Here is a 24948-nt window from a genome sequence, read left to right as displayed (position 1 = left end):
GCGTCCCACCTCACCACAAAATTTTCAAAACCAGCGGCGGTGTTTGGGCGTTAGTAGAGGGGCTTTTCATCGTCGAAAAGCTCTCCGCCCGCATCAAGCTCCTCTGAATCAACCTTGGTTTCGGAGTGCGCGCCGCAACCGTAGACAGCGGAAACAATGCGACCGTCGGCAGAGTATTCATTGGCGCAAACGCCGAAGTTATAGCCTAGCGGCTCCCCGGCGGGAATGAAGAAAGCACAGGTCTTGCACTGCAGGGCTGCCTGGGAGGCGTGCGCGGAATTAGGGCCGTAATCGCCTCGACGCCAGCGGTCTTTGGCCGCGTCCAGGCCTGTTTTGGTCAGGTACTGCGCAGTTTCGCGGCCCGGGAACACAATCGCGTCGGCGGCAAACGAATCCGCGGTCAAGCGCTCATCGTCCGGCGCCGGTTCCATGAGGTCACCCGGACCAAGGTCACCAGGGCGGAGGCGCTCAGAGTACGGCACCCAATCAGGGGCCTTCAGGGCCTCACCAGTCGGCGCGGGCACGAGCGCGACCTCGCTTACGGTGATGTAATCCGAACCCGTCGCGCAAGCCACCACCGCATTCCACTCCCACCCGGGATAGCCAGGCACGGAAGCCTCAAAGCGGTGCGTGGCGGCATTATTGCTCAGCCCATTGACACCGATGTGCTCCCCCACTTCGCCCTGATCAAGCTCGAGGAGCGCCTCGCGCGCAACATTGACTGCCCGCTGACCAAGCAGGGGCCGTGCGGGTGCATTCTTTGTCTTGCGGGGTTTTCTTTGTGCCACATCCCCATTATGACCGACGTGTTGCAAGATAGAGCGCATGGCTCATTTCCCGCGCGCTGCGGCACTGCTGTTTGCCGTGCCGCTTCTTGTTTCTTGTTCCACCTCCTCCCCGCAGGGCGTCCAGCACCTCACCGTCCAGATCGAAGAGACCCTGCCTTTCGATGCCACCAGTTTCACCCAGGGCCTCGAACTCGGCCCGGACGGCACGCTCTACGTGGGCACCGGCATGGAGGGCTCCTCGCGCGTCTATCGCACTACGCTCGACGGGCGCGAACTCGCCAGCCAAGATCTTGAGCCCGAGTTCTTCGGCGAAGGCATTACGCTTGTTCGCGACGCCCTCTGGCAACTCACCTGGCAAAACAACACCGCCATTAAGAGGAATGCCGAAACGTTGGAGGAAATCAGTCGCACCACCTTCGACGGCGAAGGGTGGGGCCTGTGCTCCCGCCCCGATGCGGGTGAGGTGATTTTCTCCGACGGCACGAGCGAGCTGCGCCGCATGGATCCGGACACGCTGGCGGAACGCGAACGCTTCGTCGTCACGCTGGATGGCACTCCCGTGGACGGCCTCAATGAGCTGGAGTGCGTCGGCGACGATATTTACGCCAATATCTTCACCACCACCGACATCGTGCGGATCGACGCGGCCACGGGCAAGGTCGAGGCGGTTATCGACGCCTCCTTAGTCCCCAACAACGCCACCCCCGACCCCAACCACGTGCTCAACGGCATCGCCCACATTGACGGCAACGAGTTCTACATCACCGGCAAACGCTGGCCGGACATGTACCGGGTCACCTTCGTCCCGGACTTATCCCGCGGATAGACTGCATGGCTATGGGCACCAAGAAGACAAGGGATCAACGCTCCGTAGCCATGCTCGCCGTCATCGCGGTGGTGATCGTGGCCATCGTTGCCGCGCTGTATTTCTACATGGATTGGCGCAACAACCGCCCCGGCACCCCGCCGCAGGAGATTGAGGTCACCGCCACCGTGGGCGAGAACTCCGCAACCGCTACCCCATTCAGCGTCTGCGAATTCGGGCAGGAATGCCCAGAGGGCACCGTGTCCACCATCGACGTTGACGGCGCTGAGACCGTGCGCATCAGCGTGCCCCGCGATGTCTCCGTGTTGCAGTGGTCGCTGCTGAGCATTTACGACGACCCCGCCGCCAACAGCGAGCGCACCTTCACCCCTGGTGAAGCCAACGAAGTTGATGTGCCCGTAAAAAGCGAGGGTGACGAAAACGCCACCCTCGTAGTCATGGAGGTCTCCTGCCTCATGCTTGGCCAGGATGCCAATGGCGAAGAGACCCCGGTGATGGTCACCTGGTCCTTCAGCACCGAAGACGCCTAAGCGTCGAGTTCCTTCGCCACCGCGCGGAGAATCTCCGCGATCTGGCGTCCTTCCTTCCGCTCCGGGTAGCGGCCAGCATCAAGTGCCGGCTGGACTTGGGTCTCGAGCATCGACATGACGTCGGCAAGCATGCTGCTGAGCTCTGCCGGCTTACGACGATTCACCGGACGACGACGCGGCTCATCCAACACCTTGACGCGCAGCGCCTGCGGGCCGCGACGGCCAGCAGCGAAATCAAACTCAATGCGCTGACCCGGGAAGAGCTCGTCTACGCCCTCGGGCAGCACGTTTTTGCCAATGTAGACGTCCTCATCACCCGGGTTAGAGGCGAATCCGAAGCCTTTGTCAGCGTCGAACCACTTCACTTTTCCTACTGGCATCGTTGTCACACCCTTTGTTATTGCATGAAAACCGCGATTATACCCGCGGCAAAGTTAAGTCCCATAAAGCTACAGCCCCAGCCAATCCCTTGCGAATCCGCCTCATCCTCGCGACACGCCCACCCCTATGTGAGGTAGATCACGTTGATGTTATTTTCCCAGTTCATGCAGATAGAGCGCCCGGACACTCGACCACGCCAGTCACATTGGCAACATTTTGGTAAACCAGCGTGACCTAATCGTTATAAACCGCTAGAGTTGCCCGCATGCCCTCAAGGGGCCAACCCTAATCGCACGATTGCCACGTTGAATTGTGTCCAGCAATCGCCGCGACAAACTTCATAGGACATAAGCGGGGGACCCACCCGCACGACACCACAACGGTCGCCGTGCACCGCGGGCCCCTCACCGGCCAGAACCGGCCAGTGACACCCGCTGGGGGTGAAGCCGCACACGCGGCCAGGCACTAAGCAAGACCTCAGCCTGAACCCGACAGCTCACCTCGCAGACGTATAACAAGAGAGGAACTTGAATACCTACATGGGACGCCACAGCAAGCAGACCCGCACGTTTTCCAAGGCAGCAGCAGGTGCTTCCGCAGCAATTGCCGCTACTGCCCTGATCAACCCGATTGCTAACGCCGCACCGGACTCTGACTGGGACCGTCTCGCACAGTGCGAGGCTGGCGGCAACTGGAACATCAACACCGGCAACGGCTACTACGGCGGCCTGCAGTTCTCCGCTGGCACCTGGCGCGCATACGGTGGTGGCGAGTTCGCACCGTACGCCCACCAGGCAACCCGCGAGCAGCAGATCGCTGTTGCTGAACGCACCCTTGCCAGCCAGGGCTGGGGCGCATGGCCGGCATGCTCCGCCCGCCTCGGCCTGCGTTCCGCTCCGACCCCGCGCAACGTGAACGCCGCTCCGGCCCCCGCGCCAGCACCGGCTCCGGCCGCTGCACCGGCCGCAAAGTCTGACGAGCTGCAGGTTGACGCTGTGTACAACAACATCACCCGCTCCCTGGCTGCCCGTGGCCTGCCGGTTCCGGCCCACGTGACCGCAACCTACAAGGCAAACCGCCACGACTACAACGCGTTCTACCTTGCTAACAAGCAGCTGATCGACGCTATCGCAGCTCGCCTCTAATCAGGCTCAAGAGCAACTACAGCAAAGGCGCTCATTCCCTTCTCGTCAGGGAGTGAGCGCCTTTTTCGTTGTCGCGGTTTGGTTCCGCGGTAAGCGTCTAAATCTTTTTTGGGTTTTGAGGGAACCGGCCTGTTCTCGCTGGTCCACCGCTTCCTGCGCGTGTTTTAGCGCGCACTGCCTGTGGATAGATTTTTGGGTTATCCACAGGTTTTTCGGGCCCTTCTCGCGCGTTGTTGCGTTTGCGTTTAGCGTTGCCGGCATGAACGCATTCGGATCACTGGTAGCGGGTTTGACCAACCCGATCGAGGCCCTGGCAGACTTTGATGCCCAGGTACTCCTCGATGCTGGCTGCAGCCCTGCCCGTGTTCGCGAATTAGTAAAAGTCCACAAGGCTTATTACGGGAAAACGAAGTTCACCCGTAAGCAAGCCAACGCCATCAAGGTGGCACGCTCGACGAAGAAGGCGTTGGATCAACTTGTCTACATCGAAGGCCGCCTTGCCGGGATCAAAGACCCCAAGGAGAAATGGGATCTACGGCTCGCCCTTCTGTCCATCCCGGGGAATTACGACACGTTGAAGCGTCGTTCGAAGGACATCGTGCCCGAGGTGGACAAGCCTGTCCCGGAACCCACAATGCGTTTTGGTCGCTCCCAGGATGAGAGACGCCCGGTCATCATCATGGCGCTGGAAGAAGACGCGGCAGCTATTGAGTTCGCGGCCCGCCAAAACCTGGGGGATGGTCCTGCCGGACCGCAGATGTACGAAAACGTGATGAAAAGGATCGGCCTACGCCCCGACGAAGACGATCAACCTTCAGGTATTGCCCCTGCAGTACCCCGCCCGTTGATCCTCATCCCGATGGACGAGCACATCACAATCATGAAAGGCGACGGCGACGAAGTCATCCTGGGCCTGACTGACGGCACCACCATGACCGGTGCGGAATTCCTTCAGCAGAATTTTGGGGACGTCCTAGAAGTAGCGATGTTCCACCCACAAGAAGGCCCGGTTAACCTGTACGACACGCAACGCTTAGCTAACCAGAAACAACGCGACCTGGCACGTGCCACGATGCCGACGTGCCCTGTGCCGGACTGTAGGCATGCAGCCGATAACTGCGAGGTCCACCACATCAAAGCCTGGTCCAAGGGCGGGTTAACCAATATGGATAACCTGGCGATGCTGTGCAGGTACCACAACCGCACCAACGACGATGACCCATCCAAACCCCACCACGGGCGGGTGGAAAACATCAGAGGCACACCAATGTGGAGATCACCCCGCGGATACCTCATCCCCAACACCGTCCACCCCTTCGGAGCAATGACACTGCTCTACGGAAGGTAATCACCGAATAGCCAGCGACAGCTGGTCTTTCGGTGTGCCCGTTTGACTATGGCGATTCGCGCGCGCCAAAACCGCACGTCGTCGCTCGCGGTTTGGTGCGATAGTCAAACCGACCCATCAACGCCGAAGCGCCGAATAGCCAGCAATAGCTGGCTATTCGGCATGTCCAGAAACTGCTTAGTTCGCGGCGTCCTTGACCACCGTGATCTGCCAACCAGCATTCTGGTTTTGTACGAAGTCCTTCACGCCGTGGCCGTTATCAGCGGCCCACTGAGGGATGGACTCGGTGGCCTGGGTGCAGTCAAAGTCAATGATGAGTTCTTCGCCTGCATCCAGCTCGGACATGGCCTGCTTGGCTTCGATGAGGGGGAAGGGGCAGACGTCGCCGAGCGTGTCCAGGATGTAGCGGCCGTTACCGAGTGGACGTGCCGTGGTCTCCTGCTTTGGCTTCGTCTTCAGTGCCACGCCGCCCGGAGCGGAGACGATGTTGAACTTCGGAGCTGGCTCCGCATCAGCATCGCGGGGGACGACACCAGCAAGCTCAGGCGCGCTGATGGATTCTTCGGTGGTGTAAACATCAGAGTTCACAGCACCCTGCTTCACGCCGGATGGCTTCAGCCACAGCTTCGCACCGACGTAGACGCCAGCAGCGATGAATGCCATTGCGACCCAACCCTGGTAGCTGAACAGGGAGGTCTGAACCATGCCGTTGCCGACGGTGCAGCCGCCGGCCAACGATGCGCCAACACCCATGCCGATGCCGCCGATGATTGCACGCACGGAGGTGCGGCCGTCGGGAACGCGGACACGGAATTCACCGGACACCTTTGCCGCGATGTAAGAACCAACCAGGATGCCCAGCACGAGCAGGGTGCCCCAGTTGAAGTACTCAGCCTCACCAGTGGTGACGTAGCTGGCCAGGTGAGCGGATGGAGTGGTGATGCCCAGGCCGTCGTTACGCCCGGTCGCTGCAGACAGCGGCCATGCGATGACGCCAAGCAAGCCAATCGCAGCGCCAGCGGTGTAGGGGTGCAGCGGCTTGCGGTACCACGGCTGATCGAGGGTGACCTTCGGCTTAGCGGCATCGCGAGCTAGGTAGCGCTGCGCGAGGTAGGCGGTGCCCAGAGCCAGCGGGATAGCGAACCACCAGGCAGAGACGCCAAAGGTCTGCGGCAGAGTGGTCCAACCAGTGTCCCATTCCTTCAGCTTGCTATTGAAGTCGGAGAGGAAACCACTCTTCATTGCGGAGGCGGACAGCGCGTAGAAAAGCAGAGCAAACCACGAACCAACCAGGCCTTCACCGGAGCGGTACCACGTGCCCGAGGCGCAGCCGCCGGCAAGGATGATGGCCAAGCCGAAGATGAAACCACCAACCGCAACAGCAATCGGCGCAAAGGTGCGGTTCTCCGGCGAGATCACGCCGAGCGAGGTCAAGGCTGCGAGGCCAATCGCATGAACCGCCACGACAATAAAGAAGGCAACGAGGCCGCGCCCCTGCTTCTGCAGAAACACGTCGCGCATCATGCCCGTCACGCAGAATCGTCCGCGTTGCATAACGATGCCTAGGGCGACACCGACTGCCAAACCAGTCAGGATCATGGAAACCTCCAGTGGTTCTCGTGAGTTAGTAAAACACTGGGAAGTCTACAAATAGCGAACAACTCTGTCTATCGCGACGTGCACATAGCCGAACAAAGCTGTCTAAAAAGTGGAGGGAATGGCCCACCACCTGACAATTAGGTAGATGAATAAAAAACAAGCCCACCCGGCAATGCGCCGAATGGACTTGCTGTGACTTAACTTGAAGTGCGGGTTTAGTTCACACCGTTGATACGAGTGGTCGGGTGAACGTAGCCAGTCTCCTCCCACGGACGCGGCAGCAGAAGGTCGTCGCCGTAGGGGCTGGAAGCTGCGGCCAACTTGGAGTTAATCTCCGTCACTGGGTGGCCGCCACCCGGGGTGTTCGCGGGCCACGCCGGGTTAATCTTGGTGATGTTGTCAACGTCTTTAGCCATGTACATCATTCTTTCACGCCGAAGCCAAAAACGCACGTAGAATCACCCCCGCAATGACTACGTTCCCTGAAGCGCTCGCTGATTTCACTGACGATGAGCTCCGCACGCTCATTTCCCTCCGCCCGGATGCGTTCTATCCTGCACCTCCGTCGGTGGCATCTTTGGCTACGCGGCTCGCACTGCCTGGTTCAGCTGGCCGCGCATTAAGCCAGCTCACCACCCCCACTATTGCCCTTCTTGAGCGCCTTGGGGATGCGGGAGCAGAGTTTGAGCCTTTCGACGCCACAGGCAAAGAGGTCACCGAGCTCCTTCCAGCACTCCGTGAACGCGCACTCATCTACGGCCCGGCGAATGCCGTGCGCGTTGCCCCCGGAGTGCTCAGCGCGATGCCCCAGGGCTGGCGCGTAGCTGATACCGCCCCGGATGATGTGGAAGAGCTCGTGGCAGAGCTCCCTGCAGCTGAACGACGCGTACTGGACACCCTTTCCGTATCCGGCGGAACGGGAACAACAAAGGCAGCTGCCCCCGATGCGGACCCGAATACGCCGATTGCCAGGCTCATCGCCAAGGGTTTGCTCGTCCGCGCAAACTCCTCAACAGTGCGTCTCCCCCGCCCGGTACGCGATGTACTCCGCGGTTATCCGCCGCGCAGTTTCCCCTTGGAAGAACCGGTGGCTCTGGGGGTGGCGCAGGGGGACGTCGATAAGCATGCTGCTACGCAGGGCCTTGATGCGGTGCGGCAGCTCCGCCAGTTGATCACGTCTCTTCTGCAGGACCCCATTCCGCTGAACAAGGATGGCTCTGTTGGTGTTCGGGCGCGCACGAACCTGGGCAAAGAGCTTGGTTTTGATCCGGCTCTGCTCATCACCATCGGGGAATCTGCCGGACTCATCGGCCGTGGCAACGTGGATGACGTGGACACTCTCGGTGCCACGCGCGACTGCCTGACGTGGCTGGACGCGACGTTATCTGATCAGTGGGCGATCCTCCTCGCTGGCTGGGCTGCTTCGCCGTGGCGGTTGGACACGGATGCGAAGTTGCTGTCCCCCGACATGCGTTCACCTGACGCGCGTACTAACCGTTTCACCGTCCTGCGTCAAGCCGGCGATGTGCAGCGTTTGTTCTTCTATTCCCCGCTGTCGGCTTCCCGCATATCCCCGGCATTCATTGAGGCCACGGCACAGGAGGCCCAGTTCGTGGGCGCGCTCGACGCCACACCCGCTGCTTCTTCACCGCTGAAGGCCCTCCTGGAAGGCGAGGACATCACCGCAGCAACCCGCGAGCTCGTCCCGCCACCAGTGGACAGCCTCATTGCGCAGGCCGACATGACCGTGCTCGCGCCTGGCCCCCTCGAACCCGAGATGGGCAATTTCCTGGAGCGCATCGCCGAGCTCGAATCCCCCGGTGTCGCCAGTGTGTGGCGCATCACGGACGCTTCCGTCCGCCACGGCCTCGACAGCGGGCTCACCGCCAACGAAATCCACGCGTGGCTCACCGACCACGTCCTCGGCGAAATCCCACAAGGCATCACATTCCTTATCGACGACACCGCCCGCACCCACGGCTCCATCCGCGCCGGCGCGGCCATGAGCTACATCCGCAGCGCTGACCCCGCGCTCATCACAACAGCAACCGAGAAACTGACCGGCGTCCTTCGTCCACTCGCCCCGACTGTCGCTGTCTCCCCGCTCCCCCTGCCCAAGCTCATGGAAGCACTACGCAAAGCAGGCCTCCAGCCAACGGCCGAAGATGAATCCGGCGCCCAGCTCAACATGGCACCAGAGCCAGCGCTCGTACCTGCGACCCCATCTCACCTGCCACGGCCGACGTCGGTTTCTGCTGAACAAGCCGACCAGATCATCGCGCGACTGCGCTCTGAAGACCCAGGCAACGCACCCGTACCAACCACCGTCGGCAACACCCTGGAGACCCTCCGCGCCGCAGCGCGGGGAAGGAAACAGGTGACGCTGGGATATGTCGATAAGCATGGGCGCGGACAGACGCTCACCGCCCGCCCTCTGTCGGTGTCCTCCGGACAAGTCGATGTCCACATCGCCGCCACCGACTCCGTCGTACGCATCGCGCTTCCCCGCATCACCAAAGTGGTCATGGCATAAAGTCGCCAATTTTTTTAAACCAATGACCACCTTAAACGTTTCCGTGCGCCAATTTTTTCGTCAGAATCGTTGACAGATTGTTGGGTTTATGCAACACTCTATTGCGTGGCAGCACGAAAGCAACCGAAGAGTCCGATTCACAATCGGGTTCGCGTCTTGCGGGCGGAGCGCGACATGTCGCGCAACCAACTCGCTGAACTCATCGACGTGAACCCGCAAACCATCGGCGCTTTGGAACGTGGTGATCACTCCCCCAGCCTCGATCTGGCATTCCGGATCTGCGAAGTATTCGACCTTCCAATCGAGGCAGTGTTCTCCCGCACCGAATTCGCCCCAATGTCGAAGGAGCTGTACCGCCCATGAGATCAACACCGCCTTTTCCCGGCGCGGAACGGGTACGCAACCAGAAAGCAACACGTGTTCTGATCGCGGCGTATTTCGCGGGCCTGACAGTCGCGGTGCTCCTCTTCATCGCTTCATTGGCCACGAATATGGATCCAACCGTGTTTTTGGTCTGCTACACCGCAGCCATGCTCGTTTCCATGGTGTCCTGGACCATCATCCGCGGAGCAAATGACCGCAAGGACCGTGCCCCGGAAGCAGAGCTCGATGAGTACGAGCGCGATGTTTTCGCGACCTGGCGTAATCGCGCATTTCGGATCATCACAGCGCTCAATAACATTGGTGGACTCGGCTTCTGTGCCTACGCATTCTTCGCCGGGGACACAGTGAATGTCACCGTGCTTATCGCGGCTGGCCTGTACATGATCTTCACCTACCTCTTCGTCTCCACCCTGCCCATGATCGGTTACGCGATTACCTTTAACCGCAAGGAGGACTGAAAATGACCACTCTTGAAATCAGAGACCTACGTAAACGCTTCGGCGACACGCAAGCCCTGGACGGAATGAGTTTCACCGTCGGCGACGGCGAGCTCTATGGCTTCGTCGGCTCCAACGGCGCCGGCAAGTCCACCACTATGCGCATTGCGCTCGGCGTGCTCGAGGCAGACTCCGGCGAGGTGCTGCTCAACGGCACCCCGCTTGACGACGCCTCACGGCGCCGCATCGGCTACATGCCCGAAGAGCGCGGCCTCTACGGCAAAGAAAAGATCCTTGACCAGCTGATCTTCCTGGCCAAGCTGCACGGGGTTGACGGTGCCGCCGCAAAACAGCGCGGCACGGAACTGCTGGAGGAGCTCGGCCTTGGTGAGCGCACAAACGACAAGCTCGATGACCTCTCGCTGGGTAATCAACAGCGCGTCCAGCTCGCTGCGAGCCTCATCCACGACCCGGACATCCTCATTCTTGACGAGCCATTCTCCGGCCTCGACCCCGTCGCCGTCGATGTCATGAGCACCATGCTCACCGACCGTGCCCGTGGCGGTGTCCCTGTTGTGTTCTCTTCGCACCAGCTTGACCTGGTCCAGCGCCTCTGCGATCGCGTTGGCATTGTCACCCGTGGCCGTATGGTTGCCGAAGGCACCGTCGATGAGCTGCGCGCAGGCGGCCCGGTTCGCTTCAAGGTGGGCACGACAGCTCGCGGATGGTTCCCGGAGGGCATAACGCTTATCGACGACGCCCCCACCCACGTCATCCTCGAAACCAACTCCATCGATGATGACCAGCGGATTCTCCACGCAGCACTTGCTGCTGGAGACGTCCACGAATTCACCCGCGTTGTCCCCGACCTGACAGACCTGTTCAAGGAGGTCGTGAAGTAAATGACTACGAACACCTACTCCCCACTCCACACCATCCTCACCACTGCCAAGCGTGAAATCCAGATTCTGTTCCGCAAGAAATCCGTGATCATCACCCTGATCATCATGCTGGTGGGCATCCTCGGCTCCGTCGGCTTCGCGTCCTGGCAAACCAACAAAGACCCGGAAGAGAAGACCACGCCGGTGGCGGTGGTGAACGTCGATAAGCAACTGCTCGAAGGCTCCGGCCTTGAGGCACGTGATGTGGCTGACCGCGCGGAGGCCGAGAACCTCGTGCGCGACGGCGAAGTCGATGCCGCGCTGGTCGCCGAGAATGACACCTGGCAGGTCATTGCCGACGGTCATCCTGATATGTCAGTGATGACCACCGTGGACGCCCTTGCTGAGTCCTATTCGCAGGCCGCTGCGCTGGAACAGCTGGGCATCTCTCCTGCTGATTTCCAGTCCGCCGCCCCGCAGATCAATGTCGAAGCCGTGGACATTGCCGACATCGACGCCGGCAAGGACGACGGGGCCTCCGAAGAAGACTTCATACGCCTGATCACGGCATTCATCCTGCTGATTCTGATCGTGTTCATGGTGATCACCTTCGCCGCGCAGGTGGGTAGCCGCGTGACGGAGGAGAAGTCCTCCCGCGTGGTCGAGCTCGTCCTCTCCGCGGTGCGCCCGTTCGACTTCCTCGCGGGCAAGATCTTGGGCAACCTCGTCTTCGGTTTCGTGTCCACCGCGATCCTGCTCGGCACCGGCGCCATCGCGCTACAGGTCACGGGCCTTCTCGACGGTATCAGCATCGACTGGTCCATCCTGCCCGTCATGTTCGTGTCCTACCTGCTGGCTACTCTCTTCTTCGCCGGCCTCTACGCCGCCGCCGGCGCCATGGTGCAGCGCACTGAGGACCTCCAGTCCACGCAGATGCCTGTCCTGCTGCTGATTTTCGCCAGCTTCTACATCCCTGGCTTCGGCTGGATGAACACTGATGCCACCTGGATGCAGGTAGCCAGCTGGATCCCGCCCGTATCAATTTTCTCTGCTCCCCTGACCTACGCGGCCGGCAATTTCACCGCACTCCAGCTCGCGGGCTCCCTCGCCCTCGCCGCTGTAGCCACCGCGGGTGTTGTCTGGATCGCCGCGCGTATCTACCGCCGCACCATTCTCAACAACGGCAAGACCGCTAAGTGGTCGGAGGTACTGCGCGGCTAGGACCGATTTTTGAGACATCTGGCAGAGGCCAAATATGCATCCTGTTAAACACAGTTGCTGACAACACTCAAGGAGAACCTGCCATGTCTCGATTCACCTTTCCGCCCCGATCCAAGAAATGGGCTGCCGCAGCTACATTGATCGCCAGCACCGCCGCACTGGCCGCATGCGGCGGTGCCGAAACCGACGGTGTTTACGTTGGCACCAGCGAGAACGGAAACGTTGACTACCGCCTGAGCATCGACGGCGATTCGTGCGAGTTCACCTCCACCGCTGACTCTGTCGGCGAGGTACCGCTGGAGTGCGAGATCGACACCGAAGCTCAATCCGTCTCACTCGACGGTTACCCGGCCCCCTACCGGGTCGAAGACAACGGCCTCGTCTTCACTTTCGAGGGCGAGGACATCCTGTTCGAAAAAGAGAGTTAAACCGGCGAGATTGTCCTTGGCCCCTTTTCCTTCGCCGAGCGTGTGTAAAAATTTACATCGCGAAAAATCAGCCCGGATGAAAGCCCTGGTAGAAAATTTCTACTGTTTGGTAGTTACCGGCGCAATGTAAAATTTTACACCGAGGGTGAGCACTCAAGGGCTAAACGGGGCACGGGGCAACAGGCCTTCCCCCGTGCAGGCGTGTTTCCAGTGGAGCAAATACAAATCGGGTCTGAATAAGGATGAACACCCTATTCAGACCCGATTTCCGTATGCTGATCGCCTAAAACGCCGAGGAACAGACAAACATTTTGTTAGTTAACCCCTGCACCGGAACCGTTAAGCAGCATCCTGATCATCGGTGTTCGGAGCCGGCTTCGGGGCCGGGACAGCCGGGGTGCTGGAACCCTTACCGAAGGACTCCTTCAGAGCACCAGCCAAGGAAACATCACCACACAGGCCCGGAACGAACAGGATGATCGAACCAATCAGCGCGCCAAGCAACGCACCCAGCGGGCCACGATTCTGCGCCACGAACTTCGCGGCCTCCTCGTTGTAGACACCTGCGCCCTTCTGCCAATCAATGATCGACTTATTGATGGCATCAACATTCAGCTGCGACAGCCCAGCAGTCAGCAGCCCCAGCACCGGCAGCAGTGCCAACAACGCACCACCCGGCGCGTTCAGGCACTTCTCCAAACCAGCCTTCTTTGCCGCCGGAATAGTGATCGTCTGACCATTGTTCAGCGTCAACGTGATGGAGTTATCGTCGTTACGCACACCGTCGATGACGTAAACATCCTGCTTCTTCTCAAGCTCCTCCACACGCTTAACGAGCTTGTCGTACTCCTCCTTCGTCACGACAATGGTTTCCTTACCCGTCGGATCAATCAACGTGACAGTGCCATCACCGTTGTCCTTGTACTTCAAGGACTGATCAACCAAGAAGGGGAACATACCCAGATCCAAAGCACCCGGCGTCGCCTTCACCGCAAACTCAAGCTTCTGCGCATCCCCCGGAACCTTGTAGTTCACCGAAACAACCGTCTCCGCACCCGGAGCCAACGGGACATCCAGAACCTTCTCGGTCTTGTTACCTTCCGGATCAGTGATTTCAACCTTGGTGATCGGCACATTGCCCGTGTTCTTCACCGTGAAGTTGAACTTGGTGTCCTTACCCGCAATACGCGCTGGCGAATCAACACCAGCCCCCTCTGGCAAACCATCAATAGCCGAGGTTGCCTCAGCCGCAGGCTTTGCATCCTCGCCCGAACCGTCAAGTGCTGCACTCGGCGGCACGTCGAAACGCGTCTCAACGTCCTTTACGGGCGCGCCCGACTTTTGATCCTTAATTTCAGCCAGCATGCCGACCTTGCCATCGCGGATGTAGGTGCCAGAGCCAACATAAGGATTGGTTCCACGCAGGACCACCACAGGCTTGATGCCATTCGGGTAGTCAACGCCCTCAACACCAGTGACAGTCACCGTCAAAGAACCATCAGGATTCTGCTTAGATTGCAGATTGATCCCCATGTTCTTAATGCGCTGCATGTCCTTGATGGTGCCGCTGTCAGAAACATTGCGGGTGCCATTGTCGTTGAAGGTCCACAGCTCCAGCACCGGCTCCACACCGTCGTTGAACGTCCAATCAACGTCATTGTCATTTTCCTTCAGCGGACGGAACGTCACTTCAACGTCCTGCATAAATGGCAGACGCTGGTGGAAATTAGCAAGGTTTGCAGTCAGATCATCTTCATCGACCACAACAGCACCAGGACCGCCCCAAGCGCTCAGAATCGGTTTGTGCGGGGTGCTTTCCGTGTACGGGAAGGTCACCTTACGGTTGCCGATCTCAGCAAGTTCTTCAGCGGAGCCGGTCGTCTTGATCTGAGCCACCCAGTCACCAGTCGTCGGCGTTGTACGAGGCGCGTCCAGGTTGATGCCCTCCGGGTAGATGCCATGGATCTCAACTGGCAGGTTTACGTTCGCCGTGCCGTTGACCAAATTCTTAACCCCATCCGTAAAGGTGATAGTTGCTTGGCCACCGGCCACCACCTTGAGTTGAGCCACATTCACACCATTGACGGTGAGAGTGTTAGACGCATCTGCCGAAACAAGGCGAAGCCCCGAATAAGTGGTCGAGCCGTCCTTGTTAGTCACCGGATTTGTGAAACGCGTCAACGGTTTAATCGTGACTGTATCCCCCGGCTGAGCATTCTTGATGTCAATCTCAAACTTCAGCAATGCCCCCTTCTTCAGAACCACACCGGAACCTTCCGATGCCGAGTAAGAGACATCGCCAAGCTCCGTGCCATCGACATTCTCAAGCTTGATGAACTTCACATCATCATTCGTAATGTGCCCCGCCTGCTGCGCCTGAGCAACAGCGGCACCAAACGGGCTCTCAAAGGACGGGGCAACAACCTGGGCGCCGGAGGCGATAACGCTAGCGGCAAGCGCGATAGCTACTGTGCGCTTGGAAAATGACAGGGAACGAGACATTCAGACTCCTCGAACGGGAAGTGAGCGACTTCAGGCAGCGCCCACGAAAACGGTAGATACTTTCCAGTGAATCGATAGTAAATGAACACGCTCCGTTAAGCACTTTCCAGATGCCCATAAATTCACGCAAGAATTGGGTGGGCTCGACCGCGACGGCATAATGGAAGACCGGCAACAAGCAGGAAGGATTCACATGGCTTTGGGTGACGGCCCGCTCATCGTGCAGTCGGACAAGACGGTCCTCCTCGACGTTGCACACCCCCAGGCCGGCGAGGCGCGAGCAGCACTGGCGCCGTTCGCGGAGCTCGAGCGTGCGCCGGAGCACGTGCACACCTACCGGATCACGCCGCTGGCGTTGTGGAATGCGCGGGCGGCGGGCTTCGATGCGGAGCAAGCGGTGGATGTGCTGGAGCGCTACTCCCGCTTCCCGGTCCCCCAGGCGCTGCTCATCAATGTCGCTGAGACGATGGCGCGGTACGGCCGCGTCCGACTGATCAAGCACCCGGCGCACGGTCTCATTCTCGAAGCGGATGACGCCGCGATCCTCACCGAGATCACCCGGAATAAGAAGATTCAGCCAATGGTGGGCAAGCTTATCGACGCCACCACCGCCCCCGTCCACCCCTCCGAACGCGGCCGCATCAAGCAGGAGCTGACCAAGCTCGGCTGGCCAGTCGATGACCGCGCCGGTTACGTCGATGGCGAATCCCACCCGATCCAACTCACCGCCGGGCCCGATTCTGGCTGGGACCTGCGCGATTACCAGCAGTACGCCACGGAGAGCTTCTGGGAAGGCGGCTCCGGCGTGGTGGTGCTTCCCTGCGGCGCGGGCAAGACCATCGTCGGCGCGGCATCCATGGCGCAGGCACAAACGACCACGCTGATCCTGGTCACCAATACCGTCGCCGGCCGCCAGTGGCGCGATGAACTGCTGCGTCGCACAACGCTCACTCCTGAGGAAATCGGCGAGTACTCCGGTGAGCGCAAGGAGATCCGCCCCGTCACCATTGCCACGTACCAGGTGGTTACGCGCAAAACGAAGGGCGAATACAAGGCGCTTGAACTCTTCGATTCCCGCGACTGGGGCCTCATCATCTACGACGAGGTCCACCTCCTTCCCGCCCCGGTCTTCCGCATGGCCGCAGACCTCCAATCGCGCCGCCGCCTCGGTCTGACAGCAACGCTCGTGCGCGAGGACCACCGCGAAGATGATGTCTTCTCGCTCATCGGCCCGAAACGGTATGACGCCCCCTGGAAAGAACTCGAAATGGCTGGCTACATCGCCACCGCCGAATGCGTCGAGGTCCGCACAACGCTCACCGAAGACGAGCGCATGATGTACGCCACCGCCGAAACCCGGGAACGGTATCGCCTTGCGGCGTGTAGTGAGGGGAAGCTGGGGGTCGTCGATAAGCTTCTTGCGCAACATGTTGGCCAGCAGACCTTGATTATTGGCGCGTACATCGAGCAGCTCGAAGACATCGCCGCGCGTACGGGGGCTCCGCTTATCGACGGAAAAACCTCCACCAAGAAACGCGAAGCCACTTTCGATGCGTTCCGGAATGGTGAGATCCAGACCCTCGTTGTGTCGAAGGTGGCCAATTTCTCCATTGACCTGCCTGAAGCTGCCGTGGGCATCCAGGTATCCGGCACATTCGGTTCCCGTCAGGAGGAGGCCCAGCGCCTCGGCAGGCTCCTGCGCCCGAAGGCTGATGGTGCGGAAGCGCTGTTTTATACCGTTGTTGCGCGCGACACCCTCGATGCGGAGTACGCGATGCACCGCCAGCGTTTCCTCGCCGAGCAGGGCTACGCCTACCGGCTGGTGGACGCGGCGGACCTTTAGACTAGGGAACCATGAATCGCTTTCACTTCGACGTCGACGAGGCCTTTGCAAAACAGCACAACGAAATGCTCCGGGATACCCGCAAGGTGGTCATCTCCGGCGTGAGCCTGTTTGTCATCTGCGTGGCCGGCGGTGTTGCCATGTGGTTCCTCATGGATCCCGCGAATCCGTGGCGCTGGCTCGGTGGCGTTGGCCTCGCACTGTTCGGGTGCATGATGCTGCTCGTGGCGTTTTTGGTGCCACGCTCGGTGGGTAAGGCGCAGGACCTCTACGACCGCTACCCGCTCGTCCCCGCTGTCATCGCTGAAGTGAACCCGCGCGACGTTCTGCTCATGGCACTGGTCAACATCAACGTGGATGAAACTCTGCCACCGCGTTACGCGGCTGCGCTGCGCACCGTTTCGTCCATTCCCGGTATCGCGGACCCGAAGGTAGGTACGAAGATTCCAGCAGTCGCTGTTGGCGGCCGCCGTTCCACGCGCGATAAGGAGCACTGGCAGGAAGTCACACCCATGCCCATCGCATGGGCCACGCCCGACAAGGCAATTATCAGCGAAGCCCAGGGGGCCATCCCCCACGACCAGTGGCGCAAGCTGGATAAAGCGCGTGGGCGTCTTGACGATGTGAAGGCCACGAGCATGAACCTTCTCGTTCTGTAACCGTTCCTTAACTTCTCACCTCAGTTTCATCTCACGTTCATAGACCGGGCTTAGCCTCCCCTCCTATGAACACGACGATTCCTGCGGTGTCGGCGGAGCCGACGATCTCCGAAGGATCCTCGGCGACGTACAAGAAGAAGCGCGCGAAGATCGACTGGAAACAGGTCGGTTTGGCAACGTTGCTCATTGCCCCGAACCTGATCCTTTTGATCCTGTTCACCTACCGCCCACTCATCGACAACATCCGGATTTCGTTCTACAACTGGAACATCTCCTCCCCGAACATGACGTTCGTGGGGCTACAGAACTACATCAGCTGGTTCAAGGCCCCCGAAACCCCACAAGTTGTGTGGAACACGTTCGTGTTCACGTTCTTCGCGGTAGCAGGGTCGATGGTGATCGGCCTCCTCTTAGCAGTTTTGCTGGACCAGAAGCTGGTCGGCCGTGCTGCTGTCCGGTCCATGGTTTTCGCACCGTACGTCATCGCCGGTGCCGCCATCGGTGTGGCGTTCCAATTCGTGTTTGATCCGCGCTACGGACTCATCCAGCACTTCCTCACGCTTCTCCACATTCCAGTGCCGAACTTCTACCAGCAACCTGGCTGGGCGCTGTTCATGATTACCGTGACCTACATCTGGAAGAACGTGGGCTATGTCTTTGTTATCTACCTCGCGGCGCTCCAGAGCCGACGCGCAGACCTCGACGAGGCCTCGGAGATCGATGGCACGCCTCCCGTCCGCCACTTCTTCCGAGTTGTCCTTCCTCAGTTGCGCGGTACCACATTCTTCCTCTCCATCACCGTGCTGCTCAACTCGTTCCAGGTCTTCGACATCATCAATGCAATGACCCGAGGCGGCCCGTTCACCTACGGCACGACCACGATGGTTTTCCAGGTGTACACCGAGACATTCGTGAATAACCGTGCTGGCTACGGCGCTGCCGTGGCCACGATCATGTTCCTTGTCGTGCTGATCATCACCGTCGCCCAAATCAAGATGCAGGAAAGGCTGGACAAGTAGATGGCTACGAAGTTCACGAACAATGCAGATGATTTGCCACCGGTGCCCGGCAGCCAGGCCGAGGGAGAACCAGTGATCTCCGAGGCCCAGCGCAAACGCAAGAATGAGGGCGTCGATCACAGCTCGCCCGCGATGAAGATCGTCGGCTACATCGCACTCGTGCTCACGGTGTTGATCATCTTGGTCCCGTTGTACTTCATCGTGATCACATCGTTCAAGACGATGCAGGATGTGTTCTCCGACCCAATTACGTTCTGGCCACACCCATTCGTGCCAGAGAACTACGCGCGGGTCTGGGAAACCTCCGGGTTCCCGAATTACCTGCGCAACTCCCTCGGCATCACACTCATCCTCACTGTGATCAAAGTAGTGCTGGGCGTTCTGTCCGCCTACGCCTTTGCTTTCTTGCGGTTCCCCGGCCGTAACTTGCTGTTCCTGCTCGTCATCGCGGCACTGATGGTGCCCAACCAAATCACGATCATCTCCAACTACGCCCTGGCAGCATCTTTGGGCTGGCGCGATACGTGGCAGGGCGTGATCATTCCGCTCGCGGGTGTCGCGTTTGGCTGCTTCCTCATGCGTAACCACTTCCAGTCCCTACCAACGGAAATCATGGAAGCAGCTGACATGGACGGCGCCAATTTCTTCACCAAGCTTTTCCGAGTTGTGCTGCCCATGTCGTGGCCTACTCTGTCCGCGTTCACCCTCATCACAGTGGTGAACGAATGGAACGAGTACCTGTGGCCGTTCCTCATCACCGACACACCAGCAGCAGCAACCCTCCCTGTTGGTCTGACCCGACTACAAGATGCGGAGGGTCTGACCAACTGGGCCCCGGTGATGGCAGGAACTGTCCTGTCCACCTTGCCAATGATCATCGTCTTCTTGTTGCTGCAGAAGCAGATGATCAAGGGCCTGACCGCTGGTGCGGTCAAGGGGTAGCCGCCCTCTCTGGCCCACCAGACCTCATTTTCCACACGATAGGAGAACTCTATGTTCAATAAACTTCGCTCGAGCCGCGTCGGCAAAAGCGTCACCGCAGTAACCCTCGCTGCGCTCACTGCTCTATCCGTCACCGCTTGCGCTGGCGGCAGCACTACCGGCAGCAGCACCGAGCCCGTCTCTGGTGATGACAACAAGATCATCTTCTGGTCCAACCACCCCGGTTCCTCCCGCGACATCGAGGTTGAGCTGATCAAGGCCTTCGAAGAAGAAAACCCAGACCTCAAGGTTGAGCTTGTCGACGGTGGCGCGAACTACGAAGAACTCGCCCAGAAGTTTAACGCCGCTTTGGCTGGTTCGGATCTGCCCGATGTCATCGTCGCGTCCGATGTGACGTGGTTCAACTTTGCCCTCAACGACGCCACCACGCCTCTCGACGAACTGTGGGAGAAGGAAGGACTTGATCCCTCCTCCTACGTGGACACCCTGCGCGAGGACTACGAGTACAACGGCAAGCACTATGGCGCCCCGTACTCTCGTTCCACCAACTTGATGTACTGGAACACCGATGACCTCAAGGCAGCTGGTCTGCCGGAGGATCGTGGACCGGAAACCTGGCAGGAATTCGACGAGTGGGCCACCAAGCTGAAGGAGAAGACCGGCAACCCGGCTCTGGTGATCCCGGACGGCTCGAGCTACCTCGACTGGTACTTCCAGGGCATGGTGTGGGCATTCGGCGGTTCGTACTCCAAGGAGTGGGAGCCGAACTTCTCTGACCCGAAGACCCTCGAGGCCGGCAAGTTCCTCCAAGACCAGGTGAAGAAGGGTCACATTGAGATTGCTACTGACCCGACCGTCGCTTTCGGCAACGGCAAGGCGTCCGCTCTTCTCGAGTCCACTGGTTCCCTCGGCGGTCTGACCGAATCTGCAACCGTGCCGTTCATCACCACCTACCTCCCTGGCCCGAGCCCGTCGGCCGCTACGGGCGGTGCTGGCCTGGCTATCCCGAACAAGATCTCGGACAAGCGTAAGTCCAACGCGATCAAGTTCATCGACTTCATCACCAACACCGAGAACACCATCAAGTTCACCCAGAAGACGGGGTACATGCCAGTGCGCAAGGAAGCGCTCGAGAACCCAGAAGAGCGTGCATACCTGGATGAGAACCCGAACGCTGAGACTGCTATCAAGCAGCTCAACGGGAACACGAAGCCGCAGGACTACGCTCGCGTGTTCGTCCCGGGTGGTGGCCAGCGCATTGGTGGCGCTTTGGACAAGATCACTGTCGGCGGCCAGGACGTAGAGAAGGTCTTCGCTGATCTGGACAAGGAAACCCAGAGCGTCGTCGACCGCGATATCAAGCCGCACCTCAAGAAGTAAGTTCTCAGCCCCCGCATACGGGTCTGACCAAGAAAAGGAGCCACTATGGCAACCGTCGAGTTCCGCCAAGCGTCACGCATCTACGATCCGACGCGCCCACCGGCAGTGAACCGTATCAACCTGAATATCACTGACGGCGAGTTCCTTGTCTTGGTCGGCCCATCCGGCTGCGGAAAGTCCACGACTTTGCGCATGCTCGCTGGTTTGGAGCCTGTCGACGAAGGCCAGATCCTCATCGACGGCGAAGACGTCACCGAAACGCGTCCCCGCGACCGTGACGTAGCCATGGTGTTCCAGTCCTACGCCTTGTACCCGAATATGACGGCGCGCCAGAATATGGCGTTCGCCCTCGAGAACGCCAAGATGGTCAAGGCGACCATCAATGAACGAGTCGAGTTCGCAGCGAAAATGCTCGAGCTCGAGGATCTCCTAGACAGCAAGCCCTCCGCGATGTCTGGTGGTCAGCGCCAACGTGTCGCGATGGGACGCGCCATTGTGCGTGAGCCAAAGGTGTTCTTGATGGATGAACCGCTGTCCAATTTGGACGCGAAACTGCGTGTTTCCACTCGCTCCCAGATTCTGGCACTGCAGCGGAAACTCGGCACGACCACCGTCTACGTCACGCACGATCAGACGGAGGCCATGACCATGGGCGACCGCGTGTGTGTGCTCAAAAACGGCATCCTCCAGCAGGTTGATACTCCTGGCACGTTGTACAAGAATCCCGGCAACACCTTTGTAGCTACATTCATTGGATCACCTGCCATGACGCTCATTGAAAACGTCAGGATCCAAAGCAGCCGCGCCGTGATCTTGCATGATGCGCTCGAGCAGGACTTGAAAATGCCGCCAAGCCAGATGGAAAAGGTCCACACCGACAAGGTCATCATTGGCGTGCGCCCCGAGAACTTCAACGTGGTGTCCGTGAATGAGAAGCCCTCAGAATTCGCGTTGCCGTTGCGCGTAGATATTGTCGAGCACCTCGGCGCCGAGGCTTACGCCTACTGCACTCCCCTCTTTCCGGAGGAATCCGACTTGGTTGTCCGTGGTGGCCGCGTCATCGTGCGTCTCAACCGTGGTGTGAAAGCGGATAGTGGCGACACACTATGGATCAATATGGACGAAGATGGCGTCGTTTTCTTCGATCCCGAGACTGAGATCAACCTCGACTATCTGTAAAAGACCACACCCGCAAGTTTCAAAGAAACCTGGGAAAAAGTTCACATTTTCGTTAGAGCAGCGAAACTGTAGGTTAACCCTGCCACGGCATGGTGGCTCACGACAGTGTCAACAACTGCCGAAGGGTTTTTAACCGTGCAATCTAAATCCACTACATTCAAGCTGCTTGCCGTTGTAGCAGGTACCTCTGTTCTCTTGGCTGCGTGCTCACCGAGTGAGGAGAACGCGTCGTCGCAGAACACCGGCGCCAACAGTACTGCGTCGAAGGACGCCGATCCGGTCTATGGCGAAAAGAACGGCCTTGACCTCATCGAGCTTTCGGACAAGAAGCCTGAGGTCGCCGAGGTCAAGCTGGACAACAAGCCAGACCGCATCGCCATGAACATCACCGAAGACCCCTCCACCGAGATGGGCTTCAACTGGTACACCAAGGATGACCTCGATGACTCCATGCTCCGCGTTTCCGAGCAGGAGGACATGTCCGGCGCAATGGAATTCCCGGCAGAAACCACTGAGGTAACCAACCGTTACGCCGAGCGTGACAAGGACGGCTACTACATCTACGCCTCCGCTCCCACGGACGAGGACGGCAAGTTCATCCTCAACGACGAGGGCAAGCCGGAAGAGATCAAGGGCTACTTCACCGACGAGCAGATCACCCGCGAGAACACCAAGTGGACCTCCGAGGGCCCGAAGCTGGGCTACCTCGAGCTCGTGGACGTGAAGGAGAACAGCAACAAGAGCAAGGCCACCGGTCTGGAGCCGGGCAAGAAGTACTACTTCCAGGTTGGCTCTGAGTCGGAGGGCTTCTCCGAGACCGGTTCGTTTACCACCGCGGACCCGAACGCGAAGGAAGTTCAGTTCATCCACTACACCGACACCCAGAACGCCTACTGGAACGCCAACGTAAACAACGAGGCCGCCTACGGCGCTAACACCCTGGAGAAGGCCATGGAGGTTGCCCCGAACGCGACCTTCGCGGTGCACACCGGTGACTTCGTGGAAACCGCAGCGGTTGAGGACGAGTGGGTGGACAACCTCAACATGTCCCGCAAGGCCAACCTCAACCTGCCGCACGCCTACACCCCAGGCAACCACGACGAGTACACCCTCCTGTGGGAGAAGGGCAAGCACCTCACCTCCTTCAACGAGCACACCAACACCCCGATCACCGGCGACGCCGTTGACGGTGGCTCCTACTACTCCTACGACCACTCCGGCATCCACTTCGTTGTCCTGAACACGAACGACAACAAGGAGTCTGACGACAACCCGGAGAAGGGTGCCATTGGCAAAAAGCAGATGGAGTGGGCAAAGCAGGACATCGCCGCCGCACGTGAGGCCGGCGCCAAGTGGATCGTGCTGACGTACCACAAGCCAGTGTACTCCGCTTCCTACCACGCACTGCAGGACACCGACGTCCAGGTCACCCGCGAGGAGTTTGTCAAGATCGCCGATGAGCTCGGCGTTGACGTTGTCCTCCAGGGCCACGACCACAACCTGACCCGCACCAAGTCCCTCGTGTACACCCCGGACAACTTCGCGTACGGCGAGGTTGAGGACACGGAGAAGGAAACTATCGACGGCGTTGAGCACCACGTCAACCCGCAGGGTGTCACCTACATCATCCCGAACACCTCGGGCACCAAGACCTACGACGCGATCTACAAGAAGGGCGCCGACCACGTTCACAAGGTCCGCCCGAAGCTGGATTGGATGACCGACGAGGACACGGACTACTGGAACTCGCTTTACGACGTTGCCGAGCAGCCCGAGGACTCCCCCAAGTTCGAGCACAAGCACGAGAACTACCGTCAGTCCACGATTCAGTCCTTCGCTGTCTACACCGTCACCGACAACACGTTCAAGATTGACTTCTACCAAGTCTCCGGTGACCTGCACAAGGGCGAAGACCGCAAGGTTGAGCTGTACAACTCCTACGGCATCGTGAAGAAGTAACTCTCTTCCCGCTCACAACTGAAGGCCGCCTCCCACAAGGGAAGCGACCTTCTTTTTTGCTTAAACGAACTGCCGGACCAGCGCATACACTGCGACTGTCACGATCAGTCCCTTCAGGAAGGTGTTGGACAGCCTCTTCGCAATCCGCGAGCCCACGAGACCTCCGATGAGCCCGCCCACCGCAAGAACCGCGACACCAACCCAGAGGATCTCCGCGTCGAAGAACAAGAAGGCAATCAGGTACACCAATGCTGCGACGGTGTTCACGAACATGGATAGGAAGTTCTTCACCGGGTTCACGTCCTTGAACGGACGACCAGTACCCACACCCATGATGGCCATGTAGAGCACGCCCTGTGCCGCAGTAAAGAACCCGCCGTACATCGACGCGAGACCCATCGCACCCACCAGGCCAGGACGCTTATATGGCTTACCGACGGGACCCCCACCCTCACTCATCTCCTGACTCGCCGAGAACCAGGTGACGAACTTCTGTTGGAAGATAACCAGAATGAGTGCCACCACGATCAGGATGGGAATAACAAAGTCCAACGCTGAAGAAGGCGTGGCAAGCAGCAGCAACGAACCCGCAGCAGCACCCACGATCGTCGCTGTCGTCAGCGGACCAAGATACGGCAGTTCCTTCTTCGTCTCCTCCCGGAAACCCCACGCCGAACCAAAGGACGCGAACATCATGCCGATCGTGTTCGTGCGCACCGCGACGCCCGGCGGCACACCAATAGCCAACAGCACGGGCAATGTCAGCAGCGACCCCGAGCCGACTGCTGAGTTGATAATGCCCGCCATAATGCCCATGGCGAACAACAACAAGCCGGAAAGAATAGTCATCGAATCAAAGCTCCTGACATCTCACTGCTAAACCTGAAGAAGATTCTAGGCCTTCGCCGACTAAGCGGGTGCCTGTTGCTGGGTTGGTTTGACGATGGTGTTGTCACCGCACTGA

At 59.4% G+C, this 24948-nt stretch carries 23 protein-coding genes and 1 riboswitch; of the genes, 17 read left to right on the top strand and 6 right to left on the bottom strand.

Going from position 1 to position 24948, the window contains the following annotated elements:
* Positions 1-50: 50 nt before the first annotated feature.
* Entirely contained in the window at positions 51-827 is a 777-nt protein-coding gene (locus tag L8U60_RS09930) for a DUF3027 domain-containing protein (RefSeq protein WP_274708594.1), read from the bottom strand.
* Between L8U60_RS09930 and L8U60_RS09925 the strand changes: the two genes are divergently transcribed.
* Positions 826-1614 (top strand): glutaminyl-peptide cyclotransferase, encoded by a 789-nt coding sequence (locus tag L8U60_RS09925; RefSeq protein ID WP_269966216.1) that lies wholly within the window; start codon positions 826-828, stop codon positions 1612-1614. The genes L8U60_RS09930 and L8U60_RS09925 overlap by 2 nt on opposite strands.
* An 11-nt stretch (positions 1615-1625) precedes the next feature.
* A complete protein-coding gene (locus tag L8U60_RS09920; RefSeq protein WP_269966215.1) occupies positions 1626-2144 on the top strand; it encodes a DUF2771 domain-containing protein in 519 nt (172 codons plus the stop codon).
* Here L8U60_RS09920 and L8U60_RS09915 read toward each other — a convergent pair.
* Positions 2141-2524: a cold-shock protein gene (locus L8U60_RS09915; RefSeq protein ID WP_269966214.1), complete on the bottom strand. Its 384-nt coding sequence runs from the start codon at positions 2522-2524 to the stop codon at positions 2141-2143. The two genes, L8U60_RS09920 and L8U60_RS09915, sit on opposite strands and share 4 nt — an antisense overlap.
* Before the next feature lie 320 nt (positions 2525-2844).
* A riboswitch (cyclic di-AMP (ydaO/yuaA leader) is annotated at positions 2845-3051 on the top strand.
* 13 nt (positions 3052-3064) lie between these two features.
* Between L8U60_RS09915 and L8U60_RS09910 the strand changes: the two genes are divergently transcribed.
* Both L8U60_RS09910 and L8U60_RS09905 read left to right on the top strand, forming a co-directional pair.
* A complete protein-coding gene (locus L8U60_RS09910) occupies positions 3065-3670 on the top strand; it encodes a resuscitation-promoting factor Rpf1 domain-containing protein (protein WP_269966213.1) in 606 nt (201 codons plus the stop codon).
* 259 nt (positions 3671-3929) lie between these two features.
* Positions 3930-5018, top strand: coding sequence for an HNH endonuclease signature motif containing protein (locus tag L8U60_RS09905; protein ID WP_269966212.1), 1089 nt, complete (start codon positions 3930-3932; stop codon positions 5016-5018).
* Between the two features lie 177 nt (positions 5019-5195).
* Here L8U60_RS09905 and L8U60_RS09900 read toward each other — a convergent pair whose 3' ends face one another.
* Both L8U60_RS09900 and L8U60_RS09895 read right to left on the bottom strand, forming a co-directional pair.
* The gene (locus L8U60_RS09900) at positions 5196-6617 is read right to left on the bottom strand and encodes a YeeE/YedE thiosulfate transporter family protein (protein ID WP_269966211.1); all 1422 of its coding nucleotides are present in this window, start codon (positions 6615-6617) and stop codon (positions 5196-5198) included.
* A gap of 215 nt (positions 6618-6832) precedes the next feature.
* Positions 6833-7033, bottom strand: coding sequence for a hypothetical protein (locus tag L8U60_RS09895; RefSeq protein WP_269966210.1), 201 nt, complete (start codon positions 7031-7033; stop codon positions 6833-6835).
* Positions 7034-7086: 53 nt separating this feature from the next.
* Between L8U60_RS09895 and L8U60_RS09890 the strand changes: the two genes are divergently transcribed.
* The 6 genes from L8U60_RS09890 (at position 7087) to L8U60_RS09865 (ending at position 12501) form a co-directional block, all read left to right on the top strand.
* Positions 7087-9150 carry a helicase-associated domain-containing protein gene (locus L8U60_RS09890; RefSeq protein ID WP_269966209.1) on the top strand — a complete coding sequence of 688 codons (2064 nt, stop codon included), beginning with the start codon at positions 7087-7089 and terminating at the stop codon, positions 9148-9150.
* A gap of 105 nt (positions 9151-9255) precedes the next feature.
* Positions 9256-9513, top strand: a complete 258-nt coding sequence (locus L8U60_RS09885) for a helix-turn-helix transcriptional regulator (RefSeq protein ID WP_269966208.1) — start codon at positions 9256-9258, stop codon at positions 9511-9513.
* The gene (locus L8U60_RS09880) at positions 9510-9992 is read left to right on the top strand and encodes a hypothetical protein (RefSeq protein ID WP_269966207.1); all 483 of its coding nucleotides are present in this window, start codon (positions 9510-9512) and stop codon (positions 9990-9992) included. The genes L8U60_RS09885 and L8U60_RS09880 overlap by 4 nt, the downstream gene beginning before the upstream one ends.
* 2 nt (positions 9993-9994) lie before the next feature.
* Positions 9995-10873 (top strand): ABC transporter ATP-binding protein, encoded by an 879-nt coding sequence (locus L8U60_RS09875; protein WP_269966206.1) that lies wholly within the window; start codon positions 9995-9997, stop codon positions 10871-10873.
* Positions 10874-12073 (top strand): ABC transporter permease, encoded by a 1200-nt coding sequence (locus L8U60_RS09870; RefSeq protein WP_269966205.1) that lies wholly within the window; start codon positions 10874-10876, stop codon positions 12071-12073. It abuts the gene before it with no gap.
* Positions 12074-12156: 83 nt separating this feature from the next.
* Positions 12157-12501: a hypothetical protein gene (locus L8U60_RS09865; protein ID WP_269966204.1), complete on the top strand. Its 345-nt coding sequence runs from the start codon at positions 12157-12159 to the stop codon at positions 12499-12501.
* Between the two features lie 339 nt (positions 12502-12840).
* Here L8U60_RS09865 and L8U60_RS09860 read toward each other — a convergent pair whose 3' ends face one another.
* Positions 12841-15003, bottom strand: a complete 2163-nt coding sequence (locus L8U60_RS09860; RefSeq protein ID WP_269966203.1) for a DUF7507 domain-containing protein — start codon at positions 15001-15003, stop codon at positions 12841-12843.
* Positions 15004-15196: 193 nt separating this feature from the next.
* Here L8U60_RS09860 and L8U60_RS09855 point away from each other — a divergent pair, with 193 nt between their 5' ends.
* The 7 genes from L8U60_RS09855 (at position 15197) to L8U60_RS09825 (ending at position 23984) form a co-directional block, all read left to right on the top strand.
* On the top strand, positions 15197-16846 hold the full coding sequence (locus L8U60_RS09855; RefSeq protein ID WP_269966202.1) for a DNA repair helicase XPB: 1650 nt from the start codon (positions 15197-15199) through the stop codon (positions 16844-16846).
* Between the two features lie 11 nt (positions 16847-16857).
* Positions 16858-17505 (top strand): DUF3239 domain-containing protein, encoded by a 648-nt coding sequence (locus L8U60_RS09850; RefSeq protein ID WP_269966201.1) that lies wholly within the window; start codon positions 16858-16860, stop codon positions 17503-17505.
* A 65-nt stretch (positions 17506-17570) separates the two neighbouring features.
* On the top strand, positions 17571-18524 hold the full coding sequence (locus L8U60_RS09845; RefSeq protein ID WP_269966200.1) for a carbohydrate ABC transporter permease: 954 nt from the start codon (positions 17571-17573) through the stop codon (positions 18522-18524).
* Complete coding sequence (locus L8U60_RS09840; RefSeq protein WP_420840190.1) at positions 18525-19466, top strand: carbohydrate ABC transporter permease; 942 nt, start codon at positions 18525-18527, stop codon at positions 19464-19466. It begins immediately after the preceding gene.
* 51 nt (positions 19467-19517) lie between these two features.
* Positions 19518-20846 carry an ABC transporter substrate-binding protein gene (locus L8U60_RS09835; RefSeq protein ID WP_269966199.1) on the top strand — a complete coding sequence of 443 codons (1329 nt, stop codon included), beginning with the start codon at positions 19518-19520 and terminating at the stop codon, positions 20844-20846.
* A gap of 45 nt (positions 20847-20891) precedes the next feature.
* Positions 20892-22025 (top strand): ABC transporter ATP-binding protein, encoded by a 1134-nt coding sequence (locus tag L8U60_RS09830; protein ID WP_269966198.1) that lies wholly within the window; start codon positions 20892-20894, stop codon positions 22023-22025.
* Positions 22026-22160: 135 nt separating this feature from the next.
* A complete protein-coding gene (locus L8U60_RS09825; protein ID WP_269966197.1) occupies positions 22161-23984 on the top strand; it encodes a purple acid phosphatase family protein in 1824 nt (607 codons plus the stop codon).
* Between the two features lie 60 nt (positions 23985-24044).
* Here the strand turns inward: L8U60_RS09825 and L8U60_RS09820 are convergent, their stop codons facing one another.
* Positions 24045-24833, bottom strand: a complete 789-nt coding sequence (locus tag L8U60_RS09820) for a sulfite exporter TauE/SafE family protein (protein ID WP_269966196.1) — start codon at positions 24831-24833, stop codon at positions 24045-24047.
* Positions 24834-24948 lie beyond the last annotated feature (115 nt).

The sequence above is a fragment of the Corynebacterium meitnerae genome (genome assembly GCF_027570075.1).
Lineage (GTDB): Bacteria > Actinomycetota > Actinomycetes > Mycobacteriales > Mycobacteriaceae > Corynebacterium > Corynebacterium meitnerae.
This window is presented reverse-complemented; position numbering and strand designations above follow the sequence as displayed.

Coding starts and splice junctions, on each gene's coding strand:
- L8U60_RS09925 (WP_269966216.1), top strand. CDS start 826: ATGGCTCATTTCCCGCGCGCTGCGGCACTGCTGTTTGCCGTGCCGCTT.
- L8U60_RS09930 (WP_274708594.1), bottom strand. CDS start 827: ATGCGCTCTATCTTGCAACACGTCGGTCATAATGGGGATGTGGCACAA.
- L8U60_RS09920 (WP_269966215.1), top strand. CDS start 1,626: ATGGGCACCAAGAAGACAAGGGATCAACGCTCCGTAGCCATGCTCGCC.
- L8U60_RS09915 (WP_269966214.1), bottom strand. CDS start 2,524: ATGCCAGTAGGAAAAGTGAAGTGGTTCGACGCTGACAAAGGCTTCGGA.
- L8U60_RS09910 (WP_269966213.1), top strand. CDS start 3,065: ATGGGACGCCACAGCAAGCAGACCCGCACGTTTTCCAAGGCAGCAGCA.
- L8U60_RS09905 (WP_269966212.1), top strand. CDS start 3,930: ATGAACGCATTCGGATCACTGGTAGCGGGTTTGACCAACCCGATCGAG.
- L8U60_RS09900 (WP_269966211.1), bottom strand. CDS start 6,617: ATGATCCTGACTGGTTTGGCAGTCGGTGTCGCCCTAGGCATCGTTATG.
- L8U60_RS09895 (WP_269966210.1), bottom strand. CDS start 7,033: ATGGCTAAAGACGTTGACAACATCACCAAGATTAACCCGGCGTGGCCC.
- L8U60_RS09890 (WP_269966209.1), top strand. CDS start 7,087: ATGACTACGTTCCCTGAAGCGCTCGCTGATTTCACTGACGATGAGCTC.
- L8U60_RS09880 (WP_269966207.1), top strand. CDS start 9,510: ATGAGATCAACACCGCCTTTTCCCGGCGCGGAACGGGTACGCAACCAG.
- L8U60_RS09875 (WP_269966206.1), top strand. CDS start 9,995: ATGACCACTCTTGAAATCAGAGACCTACGTAAACGCTTCGGCGACACG.
- L8U60_RS09870 (WP_269966205.1), top strand. CDS start 10,874: ATGACTACGAACACCTACTCCCCACTCCACACCATCCTCACCACTGCC.
- L8U60_RS09865 (WP_269966204.1), top strand. CDS start 12,157: ATGTCTCGATTCACCTTTCCGCCCCGATCCAAGAAATGGGCTGCCGCA.
- L8U60_RS09860 (WP_269966203.1), bottom strand. CDS start 15,003: ATGTCTCGTTCCCTGTCATTTTCCAAGCGCACAGTAGCTATCGCGCTT.
- L8U60_RS09855 (WP_269966202.1), top strand. CDS start 15,197: ATGGCTTTGGGTGACGGCCCGCTCATCGTGCAGTCGGACAAGACGGTC.
- L8U60_RS09850 (WP_269966201.1), top strand. CDS start 16,858: ATGAATCGCTTTCACTTCGACGTCGACGAGGCCTTTGCAAAACAGCAC.
- L8U60_RS09845 (WP_269966200.1), top strand. CDS start 17,571: ATGAACACGACGATTCCTGCGGTGTCGGCGGAGCCGACGATCTCCGAA.
- L8U60_RS09840 (WP_420840190.1), top strand. CDS start 18,525: ATGGCTACGAAGTTCACGAACAATGCAGATGATTTGCCACCGGTGCCC.
- L8U60_RS09835 (WP_269966199.1), top strand. CDS start 19,518: ATGTTCAATAAACTTCGCTCGAGCCGCGTCGGCAAAAGCGTCACCGCA.
- L8U60_RS09830 (WP_269966198.1), top strand. CDS start 20,892: ATGGCAACCGTCGAGTTCCGCCAAGCGTCACGCATCTACGATCCGACG.
- L8U60_RS09820 (WP_269966196.1), bottom strand. CDS start 24,833: ATGACTATTCTTTCCGGCTTGTTGTTGTTCGCCATGGGCATTATGGCG.